Source organism: Leucobacter sp. cx-328 (assembly GCF_014530035.1).
In the GTDB taxonomy this organism is placed as follows: Bacteria; Actinomycetota; Actinomycetes; order Actinomycetales; family Microbacteriaceae; genus Leucobacter.
In genome coordinates this window covers 303587-322571 of the sequence record NZ_JACVMX010000002.1, presented here as the reverse complement: position 1 = coordinate 322571, position 18985 = coordinate 303587, and the positions used below count along the sequence as shown (strand labels likewise).

Here is an 18985-nt window from a genome sequence, read left to right as displayed (position 1 = left end):
GCGCGCCGAATGACGAGATGCGGAGGTCCCATGTTGCTCACCCGGGCATAGCGCCCGAGTGAGCCGCGCCAGCGCGAGCTGGGATCGGGTGTCAGTCGCGCTTCAGCATCCAGTCGAACTTCGGCTCGACGACGATGGCAAACACCTTGGTCACCCACTTCATCGACAGCAGCATCGACAGCGCGATCGCACCCACAATAAGAATCATGAAGCCCCAGTTGCCCAGTTCGCCAGCAGCATCGATGACACCGGCCTCGCGAAGACTCCAGATGACAACGCCATGCAGCAGGTACACGAAAAGTGTGCGCGAACCCCATGGCGTCATGCCGTTCTCTGCGCGCGGCACGAGAATCAGCAAGGCGAGAGTCATGATGCCGGCAATCAACATCAAGAGCGCAGTAATGAGGATGCCGAGCCCTGCGGTGGCGAACCAGCCTTCTGGAACGAGATTTCCCAGGGGCGCGTTGTTGAAGAGCCACTGGTAGCTGTCTCGGTGGGTGAGCCACTTGTCGATCCGCCAACTGCTCTTGTGCATCGCAGGCAGGAAGAACGCGGCCGCGATGAGGGCGAGGGTGCTGGCAGCGACGACGCGGGTAAGCGCGCGCGGGCGCATGAACCAGTCGCCGCCGAGGAGGTTGCGGTCCTTGATTTTCCAACCGATGACGAAGAACGGTAGGAATGCGAGGGTGCGGGCGACGGAGAAGTTCGTTCCGATGACCGGGCTGAGGCCGCCAATCAGAGCAAGCACAATTGAGAACGTCAGCGGGTGACGCAGACGTGCAATGTACGGGAAAATGATTCGCAAGGTTGCGAGGGTGACAAGGAACCAGAGTGTCCACGAGGAGTTCACAAGGAAGCCCTTGCCCGGGGTCTGGTCATTCACGACGAACTTGATGATCGCCCAGATGCCTTCCCACAGCAGCCAAATAACAATGAGCTGGATAGTCGATCGGATCGCCTTCGGGTTCACCTCGGGTTTCACGAAGAGCCCAGACAGCATGATCATCGCCGGCATGTGGAAGAGGTAGAGGAACGCGTACGCCGCGAAGCCGAAATCGGTCGTGGTGCGGATCGTCGAGATCATGTGGCCGATCACGACGAGCACGATGAGCACGAAACGGGCGTTGTCCCAGAGCGCTACGCGTACGCGGGGCGCCGCAACCTTGGGCACGGAAGTCACAGAGTTCACCCTGCAAGCTTACGGGTCTCCGTTTCGTGAGGCTAACCCTGCCCCTTTCGCCGTTAACCCCGCGAGATCGGTAGTTTCTCCGGAGAAGGTGCCTTTCATGCGCAGGAAACGGGTCCTCTCACATGAACAGCCCCGTTTCGAGGGGTTGAGAGCGCCACGGGCCTACGCGAACAGCCAACGCGGACTCCGATGGACCGCAGATCAAGGAAAAGGCCGCCCGGCCGCGAGGCCGGCCCATTCTTTCCCCGGCGAAGCAAGTAATGTCGAAGCAGGTCCGCCGCTTCGCCGGATTCCCGCAGGCAAGTAACCCCAAAGCTAGCCTGGCCGCCACTCCACTCCGGGTACAAGTAAACCCCGCGAGATGGACCGTTTCTCTCGAAAAGTACACTTTCATCTGCATGAAAGGCCTTGTTTCGAGAGAAACACCCCATCTCGCGGGGTTACGCGCCAAAGCGCGAGCGCGAAGCGCTAGTTACGCAAGCTTGGTGACCTGGTCGAAGCCGAGCTCGACCGGAGTCTCGCGCTCGAACAGCGACACCAGAACGGTGAGCTTGCCCGATGCGGGGTTAATCTCGCTGATGGTACCGGGGAGGCCCTCGAACGAACCCGACTTGATGGTGATGGTCTCACCGATCTCGAAGTCGATCTCAACCTGACCCTGCGCGACTGCGTTTGCAGCTGCCGAGCCCTTCTGAGTTGCGGTTGCGTCGAGCTCGACGGTGCTCTTGAGCATCTCGAAAGCTTCGTTGAGGCGCAGCGGTACGGGGTTGTGAGCGTTACCCACGAAGCCGGTCACACCAGGGGTGTGACGGACAACCGACCAGGTGTCCTCGTTGAGGTTCATACGAACAAGAACGTAACCCGGGATACGAACGCGGGTGACCATCTTGCGCTGGCCGTTCTTGACCTCCATGACCTCTTCCATGGGTACCTGGATCTCGTAGATGTCATCTACGGTGCCCATGACCTCACGACGGTTCCAGAGGTTCGACTTCACCTTGCGCTCGTAGCCAGCGTAAGTGTGGATAACAAACCACTTACCGGGACGGCGGCGAAGATCTTTCTTGAAAGCCTTGAGGGGATCAACAGCCGAATCGGTCTCGTCCGACTCGCCATCTTCGCCCTCGGTTGCCTCAGCATCAGCGTCGCCATCAACTGCGGCGTCAGCGTCTGCTTCGGTCTCTTCGTCCTCGATAGCTGCAGCAGCGGCGTTTGCCTCTTCTGCCGAATCAATATCGAGTGCGTCTTCTACAGCCTCATCAGCGACCGAATCGGTCGACTGCACCAGCGCGTCGAGCGCTGCGTCGAGATCTGCCTCGGGGTTGATCTGATTCTCAGTCATCTCAGTGCTGCCTTTGCTTCTGTAGGGGGAACGTGTACGTCTCGCGCTAGCCGATTAGGCGGGCAGCGAACCAAACACGAACACTGCAAGCCAACCGAATACCTGGTCGAGGACCCACACGAGTGCCATCATGACGACAACGAAGCCGATCACAACGAGCGTGAAGTTCACGAGCTCTTTGCGGGTCGGAGTAATGACCTTCTTAAGCTCGGAGAAGACCTGCTGGATAAAAAGGATAATTCGACCAAAGAAGCCTCGCTTCTTTGCATCGCTCGAATGAGCGCGAGTGTCGATCGGATCGACGCCTTCAACTTCCGTACTACTCATTCAGGCTTTCCTTTCCCAACAGGTGCCCGGTCGCAGTTATCTGCGACCGGGTATCTGGCAGGGCGGACAGGACTCGAACCTGCAACCTACGGTTTTGGAGACCGTTGCGCTACCAATTGCGCCACCACCCTATGGTTCATTGACCATGAATTCACCCACCAAACCCTCTCATGCTGAGGGTGTCAGGCACAAGAAATTTTGGTAGAAGTCAACTACCTCGGATTACATTACGGGATTCCGAAGCAAATGTCGAACTGAGCATACGGATTCCAGGTACGATTAATGCCGTGAGCAGCATCTCCCGTCTTTCAAAGAAAATTTCGGCCATTGGCGAGTCCGCGACCCTGAAGGTCGACGCTAAGGCAAAAGCACTTCAGGCAGAGGGTCGAAAGGTCATCAGCTATGCCGCTGGTGAGCCCGACTTCCCCACGCCCAAGCACATCGTTGACGCCGTACGCGACGCCCTCGATGACCCGAAGAACTTCCGGTACACCGCAGCAACGGGTCTCCCCGAGCTGCGCTCCGCTGTCGCAGCAAAGACCGCTCGCGACTCGGGCTGGGATGTCGAGGCATCGCAGGTCATGATCACTAACGGCGGCAAGCAGGCCGTGTACCAGTCGTTCCAGGTTCTTCTTGATCCGGGCGACGAAGTCATCGTTCCTGCCCCCTACTGGGTGAGCTACCCCGAAGCGATTCAGCTTGCTGACGGCGTCCCCGTCGAGGTATTCGCCGGCGCCGACCAGGGCTACAAGGTCACCGTTGCGCAGCTCGAAGCAGCACGCACCGACAAGACCAAGGCAGTTCTGTTCGTTTCGCCTTCGAACCCGACCGGCGCTGTCTACACCGCTGAGGAGACCAAGGCCATTGGCGAGTGGGCTCAGGAGCACGGCCTGTGGGTCATCGCCGATGAGATCTACCAGAACCTCGTTTACGGCGGCGTTCGCGCAACCTCGATCGTCGAGGCTGTTCCTGAGCTCCAGGACCGCGCGATCCTCGTCAACGGCGTTGCGAAGACCTACGCTATGACCGGCTGGCGTCTCGGCTGGATGGTTGGCCCCTCGGACATCATGAAGGGTGCAGCGAACCTGCAGTCGCACATGAGCTCGAACGTGAACAACCTCGCTCAGCGTGGCGCGATCGCAGCACTCAACGGCCCCCAGGAGCCCATCGAAGAGATGCGCGTTGCCTTCGAAGGCCGCCGCAACCTCATCGTTGACGAGCTCAACAAGGTTCCCGGCTTCCACTGCCCGATGCCTGACGGCGCGTTCTACGCATACGTCGACGTTGCTGGCGCACTCGGCAAGACGTACCGCGGCATCACGCCCGCAACGTCGCTCGAGCTCGCTGATCTCATTCTCACCGAGGCTGAGGTTGCGACCGTTCCCGGCGAGGGCTTCGGCCGCGGCGGCTACCTCCGCCTGAGCTACGCGCTCGGCGAGGGCCCCCTCCTCGAGGGCGTACAGCGCATCCAGGCACTCATGGCTGAGGGCAACTAACCCCTAGCAAACACAGAGGCCGGGCCCAGCGATTCAGCTGGACCCGGCCTCTTGCATTGCAGCCGGAGCCAGCAGGCACGCTCGCTCGCTATCGCAGGTGCTCGACGTCGCCAGCGTGGACGACGAGCTGCTTGCCCGTCGGGCGATCAACCACGAGCGCACCGTCGTCGGCCAGTCGCACGGCGCGACCGTCCACAATCTCACCACCGGGCAGGTGCACGCGAACCTCGCTGCCGAGCGTCACGGAGTCACGAGCGGCGCGGATCCGCACCCCCTGCGCCTCACTCTTCGAGCGCGCCACGAGCGCGAGCAATCCCGTGCCAATTTCGCTCATGACCCGGTCGAGGATCGCTGCGCCGCGGGGATCGAACGCCGAAATCCCCGGCTCACCGAACGTGAATTCGTCACCTTCGTAGATGTCGTCACCGAGGTAGGCGCCGGCCGCGAGGAGCGACGTCGACCGCTCGGTCGGAAGATCCCACTCTGGGATGAACAGGTTGATGCCCATGCCAACGATCACGTCGCCGTTCGGCAGCATCTCGCACAAAATGCCGCAGAGTTTCTTGCCAGGGCTGTTGTGTTCCGCATCATGTTCGTCGCGCACGTGAACGTCGTTCGGCCATTTCACACCGACGCGCCGCGTCTCAGGAACCTCTTCGTCATTCTCCAGCGCACGCTCAGTCAACTCAGAGAAGAAGGGCTGCAGCGCGGCCGAGACCGCAGATCCGGCTAGCAGCGGGAGCCAGCTGATGTCGAGGCTTGTTGGCGCGGATCCGCCCCCACCCCGAATGAGCATCGACATCGCGAGGCCAGTGCCAGGGGGCATCTCCCAGCCGCGGCCGAGACGACCCCGGCCAGCCGTCTGCTGGACGGTCGCGAGGACCGTGCCATGCGGAACCGCGGCACCCTCACGCTCAACGAGCTCACGTAGCTCGGCGTTGGTGGAGGATGTCCGCTCTCGCCATTCAACGCGGGGCAGAGCGGTGCTGGAGCGTGGCAGGTTCATACGGGCGAGCGTACCTGATTGTGATCATTCCACAACGATCTACCGATCCCGCTGGAGAACCTCTCCCACTTTCAGCATGGGGTCCGCGATAGTCTGGAGGACGTGACTGCAGAGAACTCATTCTCCCCGGAAGATCTGGCGACTACCGCCGGACGCATTGCCGACCATCGACGCAAATACCAAGAGGCCGTTGGTGACCGAGACGCTGCCGCTGCTGCAAAGCAGCACGCTCGCGGCAAGCTGACCGCCCGTGAGCGCATCGCGTCGCTCCTCGACCCGGGTTCGTTCGTCGAATTCGACAAGTACGTACGCCACCGTTCGCACGGTTTCGGTATGGAAAACAACCGCCCATTCGGCGACGCAGTCGTCACGGGCGCTGGTGAGATTCACGGCCGTCAGGTTGTCGTCTTCTCGCAGGACTTCACCACCTTTGGTGGCTCGCTCGGCGAGGTCGCAGGCGAGAAGATCGTCAAGGCGATGGAGTTCGCACTCAAGACCGGTGCGCCGCTCATCGGCATTCTGGACTCGGGTGGAGCTCGTATCCAGGAGGGCGTCGTTTCGCTCTCGAACTACGCGAAGATCTTCCGTCTGAACACCAAGTGCTCCGGCGTCATCCCCCAGATTTCGCTCGTGATGGGCCCCTCGGCTGGTGGCGCGGTGTACTCACCCGCCCTCACCGACTTCGTCATCATGGTCGACAAGACGAGCAACATGTTCGTCACCGGCCCCGACGTCATCAAGACCGTGACCGGCGAGGAGATCGGCTTCGAAGAGCTCGGCGGTGCCCTCACGCACAACCAGACGAGTGGTGTTTCGCACTACCTCGCAAGCGACGAGCACGACGCACTCGACTACGCACGTACCCTCGTGAGCTTCCTGCCTGACAACAACCTCGCAGAAGCTCCCGTGTACGACAGCGAGGCCGTTCTGGAGATCACTGAGGCGGATCGTCGTCTCAACTCGATCATCCCTGACAGCCCGAACCAGCCCTACGACATGAAGGAAATCGTCGAGGCTATCCTCGACGGTGGCGACTTCCTCGAGGTGCAGCCGCTGTTCGCGCCGAACATCCTCATCGGCTTTGGCCGTGTCGAGGGCCGCTCGGTCGGTATCGTCGCGAACCAGCCCAACCAGATGGCTGGCACGCTGAACATCGCCGCTAGCGAAAAGGCCGCACGCTTCGTGCGTTTCTGTGACGCATTCTCGATTCCCATCGTGACCCTCGTTGACGTTCCCGGCTACCTACCCGGTGCTGACCAGGAGCACCAGGGTGTCATTCGCCGCGGCGCGAAGCTCCTCTACGCATACGCAGAGGCGACCGTGCCCCTCGTAACCATCATCACCCGCAAGGCTTACGGCGGAGCGTACATCGTCATGGGCTCGAAGGAAATGGGCGCGGACTTCAACATCGCGTGGCCCACCGCTGAGATCGCCGTTATGGGCGGATCAGGCGCAGTCAACATCCTCTACCGCAAGGAGCTCGCAGCTGCTGCTGAGCGCGGTGAAGACGTTGAGGCGCTCCGCGCACAGCTCACCGCGCAGTACGCGGCAGACGTCACGTCGCCGTTCCTCGCGGCTGAGCGCGGCGAGCTCGACAACGTGCTCGAGCCCGCCGGCACCCGCCTCGCAGTCATCAAGGCGCTCCGCGGTCTCCGTGGCAAGCGCGAAGAACTGCCCGCTAAGAAGCACGGCAACATCCCGCTGTGAGCGATCAGCTGCTTCCCCCCGACGCCTCTGCTCGCGACGCCCTGCGCCGCGAGCAGGCAGGCTCGGATGATTCGGTACTTCGCGGCGAAGACATCACCTTCGTCACGAAGAATGTCAGCGACGAGGAGCGCGCGGCAGTCATCGCGGTGCTCACGCAGGCACGCGCTGACGAAGCGCGCCGTGTAAAGCGTCGCGAACGCCGCGAGCGCGAGCCCTGGGCTCGTTCGCAGCGCGTCTCAGAAGGCATCGCAGACCTGCTCATCGAAGGCTAGCTTCTGCCGCTCGAGCCTGGCTTTCGGGCTCGGCCCTGGCCTGGCCCGGCCTGGCCCCGTGAGCATCCCAACCCCGCGAGATCGACCCTTTCTCTCGAGATCATGAGTTTCTACGCCTAGAAACTATGGTTTTCGGCAGAAAGCGTCGATCTCGCGGCGTTGACTCGTTTCTGGGCGGCGGCGCCCACACCTGCGCCATGGTCTTGTGATGTACTGGCTGGCCGGTGCCAGCAGCGCCAGCAGCCGTGGCACAGTTCTCGGCTCATCCCGCGTCAGGCCTTGCGGGGCCGAGTATCTCAGCGAATACGCTCTGAACAATTTCTGTAGAAATTGTCATGCAGTCTGAAGAGTGCGAGCGCGGGAGGTTCCGATGTGGCTCACCAAGAAGGTCACGCAGGTCAGCATTGTTGTCGCCCTCATCGCGGTATTCCTCGCAATGGTGTGCGTTGCGCTCGCTGCGGTGCACTACGTCATTGCACTGCGCTCCGGAGACAATCGCGGCCTCCCCGTGACGCTTGCGATCGGGTTGTACGGCAGCGCGACAGTCATCTGCGTCAGTAGTGCGCTCGCGACATTTGCGGGCACGCTCTACTTGCTCGCGAAACGACGCATTCGGCAACAGCTCAAGTAGGGCCGAGTATCGAAGCTACTCTGCTGTCGCCAAAACTCCGGGGTCGTCATCATCGATCGCCCAGAAATCAAGACCCGCAAGCGTGGTGCCGTCTTTGAGGTGCAGGTCGTAGGTCATGTCCTGCTCTGTGCCGAAGAACTCTTCGTATTCCTCCGCTCCCGTATCGGGAACGAGGTAGTTGCCGTTCTCGTCAAGCTCTCCCTGCGGCCACCACAACAGGTAGTTCCCGTTCGCCACGGTCGCAGTAACTGCAAGATCACCAACGTACAGGGTGACTCCGGCCACATTTGCTCCAACGCCGCCACCCGTCATTGCATTTGGTCCGTCGGGTCCCTCACTGCCAAACATGGCTTCGCTCAAAAGCTCATCGGGTTCCGGGGTGTACTCAGGCGCTGTCCCGTCACGCCCGCTCCAGCCGTTGAGCAGAACTTCGGAGGTCTTCGATCCTGGTACTAAGGCGACGAGACAGCTCCCGTAACCTCCCACCTCATTGTTCCCGTCGAACAATATCGCCACAGCATTTCCACGTCGCTCTGAAGCCAGCACACGTGTGGATGCAACTGTCATGGGAACCTGTGACAGGCTTTCCTCTCCGCTGCACGTAGCCACCGCAACGGCCAGATCCGCGTCTGAAACTGCCGAAGGCTCGGCCGTCCACTGCGCGTTTATCTCAACCACGGAATCATTTCGAAGGATGACCACAGCGGCGATCCCGACGAGCACCGCTGCTGCGACGATGCCGCCAACCGCCCAAAAGACGCGGCGGCGAATCATCTGTCTCCGCGTCGGCAGGGCATCGAGGGGTGTCTCCGCATCGAGGAGCTCGTTCGACCCCGGCGCTGTCTGGCCAGCATCGGCATTGTGGCGATACATTTCGAGGTTCATTGCGGCTCCACCTTTGCAGTTCCTTCCAGGCTACCCACGAACGTGACCGTAGTTGCGCAAGATGCGAGTGGATGTCACTCACCAAGCACTCACTCACCCGTTTGGCTGCTCCATTCCTCCGCTTCCTCGGGTGACAGGGGTTGTACCCCAGTTTTCGTCGTCCCGTCCGTGAGCGTGAGGTCGAAGGTGGTCTGCCCGAAGGGGTGCGGAGACGAAAACAAACGAAGGTCCGATGTTGGCCACCATGCGGCATAACGTCCGTCTGCAACCGTCGCTTGCACAGCGGTGTCGCCAAAGCGCACAGTGACGGCCGTGACATCCGGCCCGACTGCGCCCGATGCGATCGATGCTTTGCCTCCTGCAAGATCCAGATACCACACGACTCCACCGACCATGCTCCCCGGAGGTGAGGCAGGTGCCGCGCTGTCGCCGAGTTCCGCGCCACCTGTTGCCGCAACTACCCGGCTCGCACCGGGCGGCAATTCGACAAGGCAGGTAAGGGCTGTCTCTGGATCCGCGCCCCACAGCGTCAGGCCGATGAGATCACCACGCCTCTCCGACAGCACAGTGGTCGGGCTCTTGGGGATCTCCAGGTCGAACTCGGCGAGCGTCGCGCGGCAGGCGTCCCGTGTTATGTCGAGTTCGTTGGGGGTGACGGGCTCGGTGGTTGCGGTCCAGGTCGCGATTGCGGGAACCTTGGCGGATCCTTGCTGCGGCAACACCAGCATCGCCACCGCTGCGCACGCGCCTAACGCAACGACCACGCCGACGCGCATCGTGAGACCCGCTCGCGGTCGCTCGCGCAGGGGCTGGCGGCGCTTTGGCGGCGCACTTACAATCTCCTCGAGTAGCCGATCCGCCGCCGCTCGCTGGCGAACGTCAGGACGGGTCGCCGCAGCATCAAGCGCGCGGATCTTGTCATCAATATTCATCGTGCCTCCTGTGCCGTGGCTTTTGGGGTTGATGGGGTGGTCGAGCCAGTGTCTGCGTCTGTGCCCGTATCGGCGAGTAGTGTTCGTAGCGCGGATCGGGCGCGGGTGAGGCGCACGCGGTAGGTTCCAGGTCTGATGCCAAGTGCGGCTGCAGCGGTTTCCGCGTCGAGCTGCTCGAAGATCGCGAGCGCGAGCACTTCTTGTTGCGCGTCGGAGAGCTGTCTCCATGCGGCGGAAAGATCCGCCCGAAACTCGACAGTTTGCAATTCGGTATCCGTCGTCGGTTCGGCGCGATCTGCGTGCGCGGCCAGGTGCACGGCAAGTGCGCGGCGTCGCGCGGTTCCGCGTCGCTCATTCAGGAGCGTGTTACGCACGATCCCGAATACCCAGGCACGACGCGCATCAAAGGATTCTGGGGCGCGGTCGAAGCGACGCCACGCGACCGTCATCGCGGTGGCGACGGCTTCTTCGGCGTCGGTGGGTTCAGCTCTTCGCAGGGCAAACCGCAACGCGTCATCGTAGACGTCGGCAAAGAGACGTCGGTACGCGCGCTCGCGATCTTGAGTATGGGCCATATCTTTCACATGTCCGGCTAGAGGCTGGTCGTTACAGCTCCGGCTCAGAATACATTCGCAGGGTTAAGCTTTCGATATGTCTCTCACTCCCGATGTTGCGCGCGCACGCGAAGAACTGTGCGCGCTCCTTGAGCGAGGCATGGATCTGCGGATCACTCCGCAAGCCCCACCGAACGATCGGCCGTACCGTCGTTCTTCCGTGTTAATTCTGTTTGGCGCACTTGACCGAAAGCCAAGCTTGACGGCAGATTCGTCGCCGGTTTCACGTGATCTTGACGTGTTGCTCATGCGGCGCTCATCACAGCTGCGGCATCATGCCGGGGAGATTTCATTCCCAGGTGGCGGGGCCGAGGTTCACGATCCCGATGCCATTGCAACCGCGTTGCGCGAGGCGAACGAAGAGACTGGACTCGACCCTGCCGGGGTCGAGGTGCTCGGAACGCTTCCCGAAGTCGCAATCCCGGTGAGCAACAATCTTGTGACCCCTGTTGTCGGCTGGTGGTGCGCACCAAGCGAGGTACGTGCCGACGAAAGCGAGTCGGTCGAAGTATTCCGTGTGCCGGTCGCTGACATGCTCGACCCTGCGTCACGCGGAACCTCAGTGCTTCGCCGCGGCGGGCTCTCACACCGTGGCCCCGCATTCCAGCTGACCCCAAAGTTGGGGCGTCACATCGTGTGGGGGTTCACTGGCATTCTTCTCTCGTCGATGTACGACGAACTGGGTTGGGCCCAGCCCTGGGATCGGAAGCACGAGTTTCCGCTCAGTAAGTAGCCCTCACGCTCCGCCCGGGTATCAACCGATCGAGCGCGCGTCAGATGGGGCCCCGCGCTACAGCACCGTTCCGTTGAGCTGTGCGTGTACCTGTACGGCCTGCTGGTCGCTGAGACCTGCGACGTAGTCAAGGATTGCACGAGTTCGACCCTGACGGATCAAGCCGGGAGTTGACGTGTCACCGGTGAGTAGATCTGGGCGCGAATCTCGAAGTTCCATCAGGCCCTGCGTGCCTTCCTCCACCCATTCCAGCAAGCTTCTTGGTGCATGTGACGCGTCAACTGGGTCAGACAGCCATGCGTCGAGCCCGAGCGTGATGCTCTCAATAATGCGCGACTGTCCACGCTGGCGCAGGGCATGCTCAGGACGTTCGAGTACGAAGTGTGCGTGCACGAATTTCAGCACCATCACCTCGTGCCAAGCCCGCTGGTTGAGCCGCACGTAGCCGCCGCGAACATTGGGATGTTCATCGACAACGATTGACGAGCGCAGGCGCTCGATCCATCGACGCGTGAAGCCAGAAATCGCGCGCTCGCTCGTGATGCCACCGTCGTAGGGCACGGCAAGCAGCCCGTCGCCAATTTCCTCGGCAACAATGCGGACAGCCTCGGCGAACGCATCATGTTCAGCGATCCAGCTGTCCTTGAGCTGCAGACGTCGCCACAGCAACTCGAGCGACTGACCAGGCTCTCGGGGATCAAGCTCAGCCTCGTTGGCCGCGGCGAGCAGCCCTTCAGCAGCGAGCCACGACGAGAACTCGCGCAGCACCTCGCCCCGCTGCAGCACACCGGCCTTCGCGAAGTCATCGAGGTCGTGCACGGCGTAGGCAATGTCGTCCGCGAGGTCCATGACTGCGCACTCAACGGTCTGCATCCCTGACGGGATCGCAGGGAACGCCGCCAACACCTGTTCCATCTCGATTGCTTCAAGCGCGTAGGAAGAAAACTTGTCAGCACCCGCTTCGACGTTGACGCCTGCGCCGCGGGGGCGATCCGCCGCTTCGATATCAGTGAGCGGGATGCCTGCCCACGCCGCCCGCGTCCACGGGTACTTGAGCGTCGCGGCACGCGTGGCCGCGGTGAGGTTCAGTCCGTCGAAATCGCGGCCGAGGGTATCGAGGTGCGTGACAATACGGAACGTCTGCGCGTTGCCTTCGAAGCCCTCGGCAAGGCCGAGACGGGTGCGGGCGAGGCGGTCGAGCACGCGCTCCCCGAGGTGGCCGAAGGGCGGGTGACCGAGGTCGTGCGCGTGGGCAGCTGCCTGCGCTACGACGGTGTCACAGCCGCCGAGCGCTACGACGATGCGCCCAGTATCGTCACGTTCCGGGATCTCTCCGCGCTCGAACGCTTCCCACTGTGCAGCGTGCCCCGCAAGCTGTGCAGCAATGACACGCGCCACTGCACTGACCTTGAGCGAGTGCGTGAGTCGGTTGTGCAGTACCGGGCCAACGCCTGTCTGCGGGACGACCTGGGTCACATCTGAGAGTCGCGCGAAGTAGGAAGAGAACCGAATTCGTTCAAGATCTACTCGGAAGGCCTCGGGCGTATCTGGACTCTCTGCGAACTGCAGCGCCTGTTCAAATGCGGCATGCTGCGAGGATTCAAGCTCAGCGTGGCGGCGAGCGGTGCGGTTGCGTGCGAACGTCTCCATGTCCTCAGAATATGACACCCGCTTACAAAAGGGTTCGGCAAAATCGGTCGCGAGCGTGAAGATGAGAGTATGAGCGACTGTACCGATCCCAGCGGCGTCCCGTTTGCCGCACTCGACCCCGCACTGCTGCGCAACGAACGCACGAGCTTGAAGTGGACGCGGTTCCCCGCCGACATCCTTCCAATGTTCGTCGCTGAGATGGACTTCACGATCGCACCCGAGATCAAGCGCGCACTCATTGAGCGGATCGAGAACTCGGACATTGGCTACCTCGACAGCCCGGGCCCGCTGGCTCCCGCATTCGCAGGTTTTGCCCGCGACCGTTGGGGTTGGGACGTCAACGAGGATCATGTGCGCCTTGTCACCGATGTCGCTACCGGCGTCGTCGAGGCGCTTCGCGTTGGTCGTCCTGCTGGCGGCCGACTCGCGATTCCGGTTCCGACGTACCCCGGCTTCTTCGAGATGCTTGAGGAGCTTTCGTTTGAGACCGTGCAGGTACCGCTCGTCGTGCCCGGTCCCGGCACCGACGAAGCTGGCGGCCTCGATCTCGAAGCAATCGAACGCGAGTTCGCTGCGGGCATTGACGCATTTATTCTCTGTAACCCCCATAACCCGCACGGCATCGTGTTTACACATGCTGAGCTCACCGCACTTGCTGAACTCGCTGCGAAATACGATGTGTTCGTTGTTTCGGACGAGATTCACGCTCCGCTGGTTCACGACCCCGCGGCGTTCATGCCGTTCGCGCCGGTCGCGGCAGAGGCTGGCACTCTCGCGCTCGCGTCGACCTCTGCGAGTAAGGGGTGGAACATCGCCGGCGCGAAGTGTGCAGTCTTGGTCGCTGCTGACGATCGTTCGGCGGAACTGCTCGACAAGCTGCCGCCCGAAGCAGTCACCCGTTCGAGCATCCTTGGTTTGCACGCTGGTGTTGCCGCATTCACTGAGGCCCGTGACTGGCTCGACCGAGCAATTGCGCAGATCAAGGCCAACGATGACCTGCTCGCTGAGCTCGTCTCCGCTCACCTTCCCAGGGTCGTTCACACGCGACCCGCGGCAAGCTACGTTTCGTGGCTTGATTTCCGCGAGGCTGGGCTCGGTGACGATCCCTACGAGCGCATCCTGAATGATGCAAAGGTCGCTTTCAACAACGGTGCGTTCTTTGGTGAGGGTGGCCAAGGCCATGTGCGGATCAACCTCGCGTGTGCGCCTGAGACGATCCGCGAGGCGATCCGCAGAATTGCCGCTATTCTCCCCTCGACTCCAGCCGCTGATACACACACCACTACTGTCGAAGGAACCGTACGATGAGCGCAGCAGCAGTACGCCCCGAATACGACTGGGCTGGGTACGGCTTCGACACCCGTCAGGTACACGTTGGTGAGTACGAAGACCAGAACCACGGCGTGCGGATCCCCCCGCTTGCGCTCTCAGCTGGCTACGTCTTCGAAGATTTTGATGACTGCGTCGCGCGATTCCAGGGTCGCCCAGCACGCGGTTCAATGGAAGAGCCTGACGTCTTCCCACAAGAGCCTCCTTCGGCCATTTATTCTCGACAGGGAAACCCAACGAACACGGTCGCTGAGCAGCGTCTCGCGTCGCTCGAGGGTGGAACCGAGGCTGTTGCAGTGTCGAGCGGCCAGGCAGCAATCTCGTCGGCGCTCTTCACACTCGCACAGAGTGGCGATCACATCGTGTCGACCGCGTCGATCTACGGCGGCACCCGCATTCTCTTCGGTCGTAGTTTCAAGCGTTTCGGCATCGAGGTCGATTACGTCTGGGACGCAAACGACGATGCCGAGTGGGAGGCGATGATCCGCCCCAATACGAAGGCGATCTACACGGAGACTGTTCCGAACCCGCGCAACGACGTCACCGATTTGCACAGGATCGCGTCAATTGCAGCGAAATACAATCTTCCGCTCGTTGTGGACAACACTGTCGGCACCCCGGCGCTCATCCGTCCGATTGAACACGGCGCGAACATCGTCGTGCACTCCACGACCAAGTTCCTGACCGGTCACGGCACCGCAGTTGGCGGCGCGATCGTTGATGGGGGCACGTTCGACTGGCCCGCAGCAGAGGCGGCTGGCCGAAGCTACCCGCTCATCAACAACGCACCTCGACCTGGCGCTCGTTCGATCTTCGAGCGATTCGGCACCGCCCACGCATACGCCCGCGCAGCCCGCGAACAGGTCGTGAACGATATCGGCCCGGCTCTCTCACCATTCAGCGGATTCCTGCTGCAGCAGGGCATGGAAACCCTGTCACTGCGTATGGAACGTCACGTTGCGTCTACACAGCGGATCGCAGCATGGCTTGAAACTCAGCCTGAGGTGGAATCTGTCGACTACGCCGGCCTGCCGTCGAACCCGCTGTTCGACCTCGCAGCACGCGACTACGGTCTCGACGCGACCGGCACCTACGCAAACACCGGCTCCGTTTTCGGTGTGACCGTGCGCGGCGGCATCGAAGGCGCACGGGCGTTCACCGACGGCCTGCGCATCTTCTCTCGCATGACCGGCATCGGCGACACCCGCTCGATGATCATCCACCCCGGAACGTCGACCCACGCGAGCTTCACGCCCGAGATCAACGAGCGCCTTGGCATCACCCCCGGCCTGCTGCGTCTATCAGTCGGCATTGAAAGCGTCGAAGACCTCATCACGGATCTGCGCGCTGGCCTCGATCGCGTCGCCGCGCTGTAGTTCTTCGCTGGCCCGGGCTGCCCCTGGCTGCCCCCTGGCTGCCCCCTGGCTGCCCAGGGTCCAACCCTCCGAAAGGCCCTGTTTCACCCGAAACAGGGCCTTTCTTGCGTGAGCAAGGAGCGTTTTCGGCAGAAAACCCTAATCTCGACGGGTTGAGGGCGCGTCGGGCAGAGTCTGCGCAGGGCCGCGAAGCTTATCCACAAGCGTCGATTTCGTTCCTTGTTCGTCCGCCGCCAGCCCACCAAACTCGTGGCATGTTCAACACGTTGTCTCCAAACCACCCGTCACGTTCGACCCCGGGCCCGCCCTGCGACCAAGCCATCGCGGACGCACTCGCGCACGCAGATGCCGAACTGCGCACCCGCAGCCAGCTTGTGCGCCTCGGGCTTTCAGACCAGCAGATCGCCGCGCGGTGTGAGGCCAAACAGTTGGTGCGGATCCGCCGCGGAGTCTACGTTGCCCACGATTATTGGCGTGATCTGTCACCAGAAGCCCGACACCTGACGCAGATTGTCGCCACGGCTCGCACGGCGGTCACCCTGCCGGTCTTCTCGCACCACTCTGCGGCGATCTTGCACGGTCTGCCGATCTACCGCTTCCAGCAGGCGCGCGTTCGTTCTACCAGCGTTGCTCACACTGACCCAGCGCAAACTATTGAGCGATACGGCCTGCGGTTTACTACGCTCGATCGCACGGCGCTCGATGTCGCGTGCACGTCCACGCACGAGGTCGCGATCGGCGTGCTTGACCAGGCTGCGCGGCACACCACGGCCGGCGGGCTCGCGCTCAGCGCATGGAAATCAGCGTTGCTCACAACCATGGACGCGGAAGAAATGCAGCGCGGCTGCCGGCGAGCACGGAATCTCATTGGCATCGTGGATCCCGCCGCCGATTCGCCCTTGGAAAGCGTCAGCAGGCTCTACCTCACGGCGCTCGGACACCTGACTCGAACCCAGGTAGAGGTGCGCGCTCGAGATGGCGGGCTGTACCGGCTCGACTTTGAACTGCCGGAGCACAACGTACTCGGCGAAGTCGACGGGCTGGTGAAATACCGCGATCCGACAATGCTCGCGGGCCGCTCCCCCGATGCCGTGTTGCTACAGGAGAAGCGCCGCACCGACTGGATTGTCGGGCAGACCGGCAAGCGCCTCATCCGATGGGGAGCCACCGAACTTCGCTCGGTCAATGACTTTTCGCGGTGGCTTGTACAGATGCGGATCCCCACCCCACCCCGTTCGGCGCCTCGACGCGGGGAACTTCTCGTATGAATTGCAGCGCCCTAAACACGGCGAAAGGGGCCGTTTCTCTCGAAACGACCCCTTTCGCACCGCAGAAACTATCGATCTCGGCAACAACTGCCAATCTCGGGGGTTTGAGCGTAAAAAGCGGAAGGCTAGACCTGCAGCCCGTAGAGGTTGGGCTCGGGCACCAAGATGACACCGAACTCCTGCTGGACGCGCTGTACGACGAATCGGGCAAGCTCGGCTACGTCAGCAGCGGATGCGCCCCCACGGTTCGTCAAGGCGAGCGTGTGCTTCGACGAAATCGCAGATCCAGATCCAGGCAGGCGGAAGCCCTTCGGTACGCCCGCGTTCTCAATCAGCCACGCAGCAGACAGCTTCACACGCTGCTCAGCGGCTGGCGGGGCGACCCGAAGCTCGACACCGCGAGCAAGCTCCTCGAACGTCGTTGCGACCGCTACTGGCTCAACGTTGCTCACAGGGAAGCGCGGAGCATTTTCCGGGAGAGTTCGTGCAAACGACTCCGACACAATCGGGTTCGTGAAGAACGAGCCCGCGCTCCAACTGTCGCGATCATCCGCGTTCAGCACCATGCCCTTGCTCGACCGAAGTCGCAGCACCGAGTCACGGACGACGCCGATCGGCACATCGGCACCAAGCTCGACGCCAAGTGCACGCGCCAACTGCTCGTACTGCACGGGAGCAGTAGCCGATCCGCCATCGCTGTCACGAAGCAACAGATCGATCGACAGCACAACGCCTTCGAGGCCCTGCTTAATTACCGAATCACGGTAGCCAAGCTCAAGCTCGGAAACCGACATGCGGCGAACCTCGCCATCAGACGCAAAATCACCAGGAAGGAATTCAATCGAATGCAGCACATCCGAAAGCTCTTGCCCGTATGCACCGATGTTCTGCACGGGTGCAGCACCCGCAAGACCAGGGATACCAGAAAGTACTTCGATGCCAGCAAGCCCCTGAGTAACGCAGGTAGCGACAAGTTCGTCCCAGTCATGACCAGCCTGCACCCGCAGGCGCACGATGCCGGGGGCAAGATCGGGATCAGGGATCCGCTCGATTCCGCTCGTGCGAACGAGCAGCACAGTGCCGGGGTAGCCAGCGTCGGAGACGATTGTGTTTGAGCCGCCGCCAAGCAAGAGCCACGGCTCGCCCTCGTCCCACAGCTCCTCAGCCATTTCGACGAGGTCTTCGCGGGTCTTCGCGACGAGCACGCGCTCGGCCGGGCCGCCCACGCGCATCGTCGTGAGTTCGGCTAGGGTCGGAGCGGTCTCCGCAGCGGATTCCGCCACTGCACCGTGCTTCACGCGAACGCCGCGAGCAGCTGAGCCTTACCCAGCACGGTCGAACCGTCGAAGACCACCTTGAGGTCGATGCGCGCGGTGCGAGCATCAGCGTCAAGCGCGCCAACGGTAGCGGTAACGGTCACGGTTGCACCTGCGACGGCGTCAACGGGAACCGGACGGGTGAAACGTGACTGGTAGTCCTTAACCCAGGCCGCCGCGCCAAGCCAGTTGGTCGCAACCGAACCAGCTGCGCCCATGGTGAGCATGCCGTGCGCGAGGACGCCGGGGAGGCCGACCGACTGCGCGACGTCATCGCGATAGTGGATGGGGTTGAAGTCGCCCGAAGCACCTGCGTAACGCACAAGGGTGTCACGGCTGAAGTCGAGCTCACTCTCAGCGACGACATCGCCGACGGTGAGGTTCTCAAAAACGGGAGAGGTCATGCCTCTTCTCCTCTCACAACGAGGGTCGAGATCGCGGTGACGACATGCTCGCCTGCCGCGTCAACGATGTTGCTCGACGCAGTCACCATCGAATGACCACCGAGCTGCTTCACTGCAGCGATCGTGAGCGTCGCGGTGAGCTCATCGCCAGCAACGATCGGACGCGTGTAAGTGAAGCGTTGATCACCGTGAACGACGCGGCTGAAGTCAACGCCAGCTTCCTCGTCAGCGAGCAGCTGAGCGAGGGTCGACTCCTGAACAACAACGGCAAAAGTAGGAGGAGCAACAACGTCAGCGAAACCAGCGGCCTGTGCTGCTTCAACATCGGTGTGCAGCGGAGAAGCGCTGAGTACGGCGCGCGCGAACTCGCGGACTTTCTCGCGACCTACGAGGTACGGCTTAGTGGGCGGATACTCACGCCCCTGAATCTCTGGATTGACCACGCGTTCAGTCTACAGAGCGCGCCTCGTGGCCGGTATTGCCCGGGCCGCAGTGCGCGGATCCAACC

General features: G+C 62.0%; 19 protein-coding genes and 1 tRNA gene. 8 read left to right on the top strand and 12 right to left on the bottom strand.

Annotated elements, in window-relative coordinates:
- Positions 1–91: 91 nt before the first annotated feature.
- The 4 genes from ICL81_RS04095 to ICL81_RS04080 form a co-directional block, all read right to left on the bottom strand.
- Entirely contained in the window at positions 92–1189 is a 1098-nt protein-coding gene (locus ICL81_RS04095; RefSeq protein WP_353055412.1) for an acyltransferase family protein, read from the bottom strand.
- Positions 1190–1661: 472 nt separating this feature from the next.
- Positions 1662–2531: a transcription termination/antitermination protein NusG gene (nusG, locus tag ICL81_RS04090; RefSeq protein WP_188033687.1), complete on the bottom strand. Its 870-nt coding sequence runs from the start codon at positions 2529–2531 to the stop codon at positions 1662–1664.
- Between the two features lie 54 nt (positions 2532–2585).
- Positions 2586–2858 carry a preprotein translocase subunit SecE gene (gene secE / locus ICL81_RS04085; protein ID WP_188033686.1) on the bottom strand — a complete coding sequence of 91 codons (273 nt, stop codon included), beginning with the start codon at positions 2856–2858 and terminating at the stop codon, positions 2586–2588.
- Between the two features lie 55 nt (positions 2859–2913).
- Positions 2914–2989: transfer RNA gene (locus ICL81_RS04080), tRNA-Trp, on the bottom strand.
- Positions 2990–3145: 156 nt separating this feature from the next.
- Between ICL81_RS04080 and ICL81_RS04075 the strand changes: the two genes are divergently transcribed.
- Positions 3146–4354 (top strand): pyridoxal phosphate-dependent aminotransferase, encoded by a 1209-nt coding sequence (locus tag ICL81_RS04075; protein WP_188033685.1) that lies wholly within the window; start codon positions 3146–3148, stop codon positions 4352–4354.
- Between the two features lie 88 nt (positions 4355–4442).
- Here the strand turns inward: ICL81_RS04075 and ICL81_RS04070 are convergent, their stop codons facing one another.
- A complete protein-coding gene (locus ICL81_RS04070) occupies positions 4443–5360 on the bottom strand; it encodes a biotin--[acetyl-CoA-carboxylase] ligase (protein ID WP_188033684.1) in 918 nt (305 codons plus the stop codon).
- Positions 5361–5462: 102 nt separating this feature from the next.
- On the opposite strand from ICL81_RS04070, the gene ICL81_RS04065 reads away from it, so the two are divergent.
- From ICL81_RS04065 to ICL81_RS04055, 3 genes are all read left to right on the top strand, one after another.
- Positions 5463–7067 (top strand): acyl-CoA carboxylase subunit beta, encoded by a 1605-nt coding sequence (locus ICL81_RS04065; RefSeq protein ID WP_188023424.1) that lies wholly within the window; start codon positions 5463–5465, stop codon positions 7065–7067.
- Positions 7064–7339: an acyl-CoA carboxylase epsilon subunit gene (locus ICL81_RS04060; RefSeq protein ID WP_188023425.1), complete on the top strand. Its 276-nt coding sequence runs from the start codon at positions 7064–7066 to the stop codon at positions 7337–7339. Before ICL81_RS04065 ends, ICL81_RS04060 begins: the two co-directional genes overlap by 4 nt.
- Positions 7340–7709: 370 nt before the next feature.
- The gene (locus ICL81_RS04055; protein ID WP_188033683.1) at positions 7710–7970 is read left to right on the top strand and encodes a hypothetical protein; all 261 of its coding nucleotides are present in this window, start codon (positions 7710–7712) and stop codon (positions 7968–7970) included.
- Between the two features lie 15 nt (positions 7971–7985).
- Here ICL81_RS04055 and ICL81_RS04050 read toward each other — a convergent pair whose 3' ends face one another.
- From ICL81_RS04050 to ICL81_RS04040, 3 genes are all read right to left on the bottom strand, one after another.
- Positions 7986–8855 (bottom strand): hypothetical protein, encoded by an 870-nt coding sequence (locus ICL81_RS04050; RefSeq protein WP_188033682.1) that lies wholly within the window; start codon positions 8853–8855, stop codon positions 7986–7988.
- A gap of 89 nt (positions 8856–8944) precedes the next feature.
- Positions 8945–9787 (bottom strand): hypothetical protein, encoded by an 843-nt coding sequence (locus ICL81_RS04045; protein WP_188033681.1) that lies wholly within the window; start codon positions 9785–9787, stop codon positions 8945–8947.
- Entirely contained in the window at positions 9784–10362 is a 579-nt protein-coding gene (locus tag ICL81_RS04040; RefSeq protein ID WP_188033680.1) for an RNA polymerase sigma factor, read from the bottom strand. The genes ICL81_RS04045 and ICL81_RS04040 overlap by 4 nt, the downstream gene beginning before the upstream one ends.
- A gap of 76 nt (positions 10363–10438) precedes the next feature.
- Between ICL81_RS04040 and ICL81_RS04035 the strand changes: the two genes are divergently transcribed.
- Positions 10439–11134 carry a CoA pyrophosphatase gene (locus tag ICL81_RS04035; RefSeq protein WP_188033679.1) on the top strand — a complete coding sequence of 232 codons (696 nt, stop codon included), beginning with the start codon at positions 10439–10441 and terminating at the stop codon, positions 11132–11134.
- 57 nt (positions 11135–11191) lie between these two features.
- Here the strand turns inward: ICL81_RS04035 and ICL81_RS04030 are convergent, their stop codons facing one another.
- The gene (locus tag ICL81_RS04030) at positions 11192–12784 is read right to left on the bottom strand and encodes a deoxyguanosinetriphosphate triphosphohydrolase family protein (RefSeq protein WP_188033678.1); all 1593 of its coding nucleotides are present in this window, start codon (positions 12782–12784) and stop codon (positions 11192–11194) included.
- Between the two features lie 69 nt (positions 12785–12853).
- On the opposite strand from ICL81_RS04030, the gene ICL81_RS04025 reads away from it, so the two are divergent.
- The 3 genes from ICL81_RS04025 to ICL81_RS04015 all read left to right on the top strand — a co-directional run bounded on the left by ICL81_RS04025 (position 12854) and on the right by ICL81_RS04015 (position 16757).
- The gene (locus tag ICL81_RS04025; RefSeq protein WP_188033677.1) at positions 12854–14092 is read left to right on the top strand and encodes a MalY/PatB family protein; all 1239 of its coding nucleotides are present in this window, start codon (positions 12854–12856) and stop codon (positions 14090–14092) included.
- On the top strand, positions 14089–15489 hold the full coding sequence (locus ICL81_RS04020; RefSeq protein ID WP_188033676.1) for an O-acetylhomoserine aminocarboxypropyltransferase/cysteine synthase family protein: 1401 nt from the start codon (positions 14089–14091) through the stop codon (positions 15487–15489). Before ICL81_RS04025 ends, ICL81_RS04020 begins: the two co-directional genes overlap by 4 nt.
- 254 nt (positions 15490–15743) lie before the next feature.
- Positions 15744–16757, top strand: a complete 1014-nt coding sequence (locus ICL81_RS04015) for a type IV toxin-antitoxin system AbiEi family antitoxin domain-containing protein (RefSeq protein WP_188033675.1) — start codon at positions 15744–15746, stop codon at positions 16755–16757.
- 125 nt (positions 16758–16882) lie between these two features.
- Here ICL81_RS04015 and ICL81_RS04010 read toward each other — a convergent pair whose 3' ends face one another.
- Genes ICL81_RS04010 through ICL81_RS04000 form a run of 3 tightly spaced genes read right to left on the bottom strand, consistent with a single transcriptional unit; the run spans position 16883 to position 18920 of the window.
- Complete coding sequence (locus tag ICL81_RS04010) at positions 16883–18055, bottom strand: UDP-N-acetylmuramate dehydrogenase (RefSeq protein ID WP_353055411.1); 1173 nt, start codon at positions 18053–18055, stop codon at positions 16883–16885.
- Positions 18052–18477 carry a MaoC/PaaZ C-terminal domain-containing protein gene (locus ICL81_RS04005; RefSeq protein WP_188033674.1) on the bottom strand — a complete coding sequence of 142 codons (426 nt, stop codon included), beginning with the start codon at positions 18475–18477 and terminating at the stop codon, positions 18052–18054. The genes ICL81_RS04010 and ICL81_RS04005 overlap by 4 nt, the downstream gene beginning before the upstream one ends.
- Positions 18474–18920 (bottom strand): MaoC family dehydratase N-terminal domain-containing protein, encoded by a 447-nt coding sequence (locus ICL81_RS04000; RefSeq protein ID WP_188023436.1) that lies wholly within the window; start codon positions 18918–18920, stop codon positions 18474–18476. The genes ICL81_RS04005 and ICL81_RS04000 overlap by 4 nt, the downstream gene beginning before the upstream one ends.
- Positions 18921–18985: the final 65 nt, after the last annotated feature.

Bases quoted from the DNA above. Each gene is read 5' to 3' on its own strand.
- nusG (WP_188033687.1), bottom strand. From the start codon at position 2,531: ATGACTGAGAATCAGATCAACCCCGAGGCAGATCTCGACGCAGCGCTC.
- secE (WP_188033686.1), bottom strand. From the start codon at position 2,858: ATGAGTAGTACGGAAGTTGAAGGCGTCGATCCGATCGACACTCGCGCT.
- ICL81_RS04070 (WP_188033684.1), bottom strand. From the start codon at position 5,360: ATGAACCTGCCACGCTCCAGCACCGCTCTGCCCCGCGTTGAATGGCGA.
- ICL81_RS04055 (WP_188033683.1), top strand. From the start codon at position 7,710: ATGTGGCTCACCAAGAAGGTCACGCAGGTCAGCATTGTTGTCGCCCTC.
- ICL81_RS04050 (WP_188033682.1), bottom strand. From the start codon at position 8,855: ATGAACCTCGAAATGTATCGCCACAATGCCGATGCTGGCCAGACAGCG.
- ICL81_RS04045 (WP_188033681.1), bottom strand. From the start codon at position 9,787: ATGAATATTGATGACAAGATCCGCGCGCTTGATGCTGCGGCGACCCGT.
- ICL81_RS04040 (WP_188033680.1), bottom strand. From the start codon at position 10,362: ATGGCCCATACTCAAGATCGCGAGCGCGCGTACCGACGTCTCTTTGCC.
- ICL81_RS04035 (WP_188033679.1), top strand. From the start codon at position 10,439: ATGTCTCTCACTCCCGATGTTGCGCGCGCACGCGAAGAACTGTGCGCG.
- ICL81_RS04030 (WP_188033678.1), bottom strand. From the start codon at position 12,784: ATGGAGACGTTCGCACGCAACCGCACCGCTCGCCGCCACGCTGAGCTT.
- ICL81_RS04025 (WP_188033677.1), top strand. From the start codon at position 12,854: ATGAGCGACTGTACCGATCCCAGCGGCGTCCCGTTTGCCGCACTCGAC.
- ICL81_RS04020 (WP_188033676.1), top strand. From the start codon at position 14,089: ATGAGCGCAGCAGCAGTACGCCCCGAATACGACTGGGCTGGGTACGGC.
- ICL81_RS04015 (WP_188033675.1), top strand. From the start codon at position 15,744: ATGTTCAACACGTTGTCTCCAAACCACCCGTCACGTTCGACCCCGGGC.
- ICL81_RS04005 (WP_188033674.1), bottom strand. From the start codon at position 18,477: ATGACCTCTCCCGTTTTTGAGAACCTCACCGTCGGCGATGTCGTCGCT.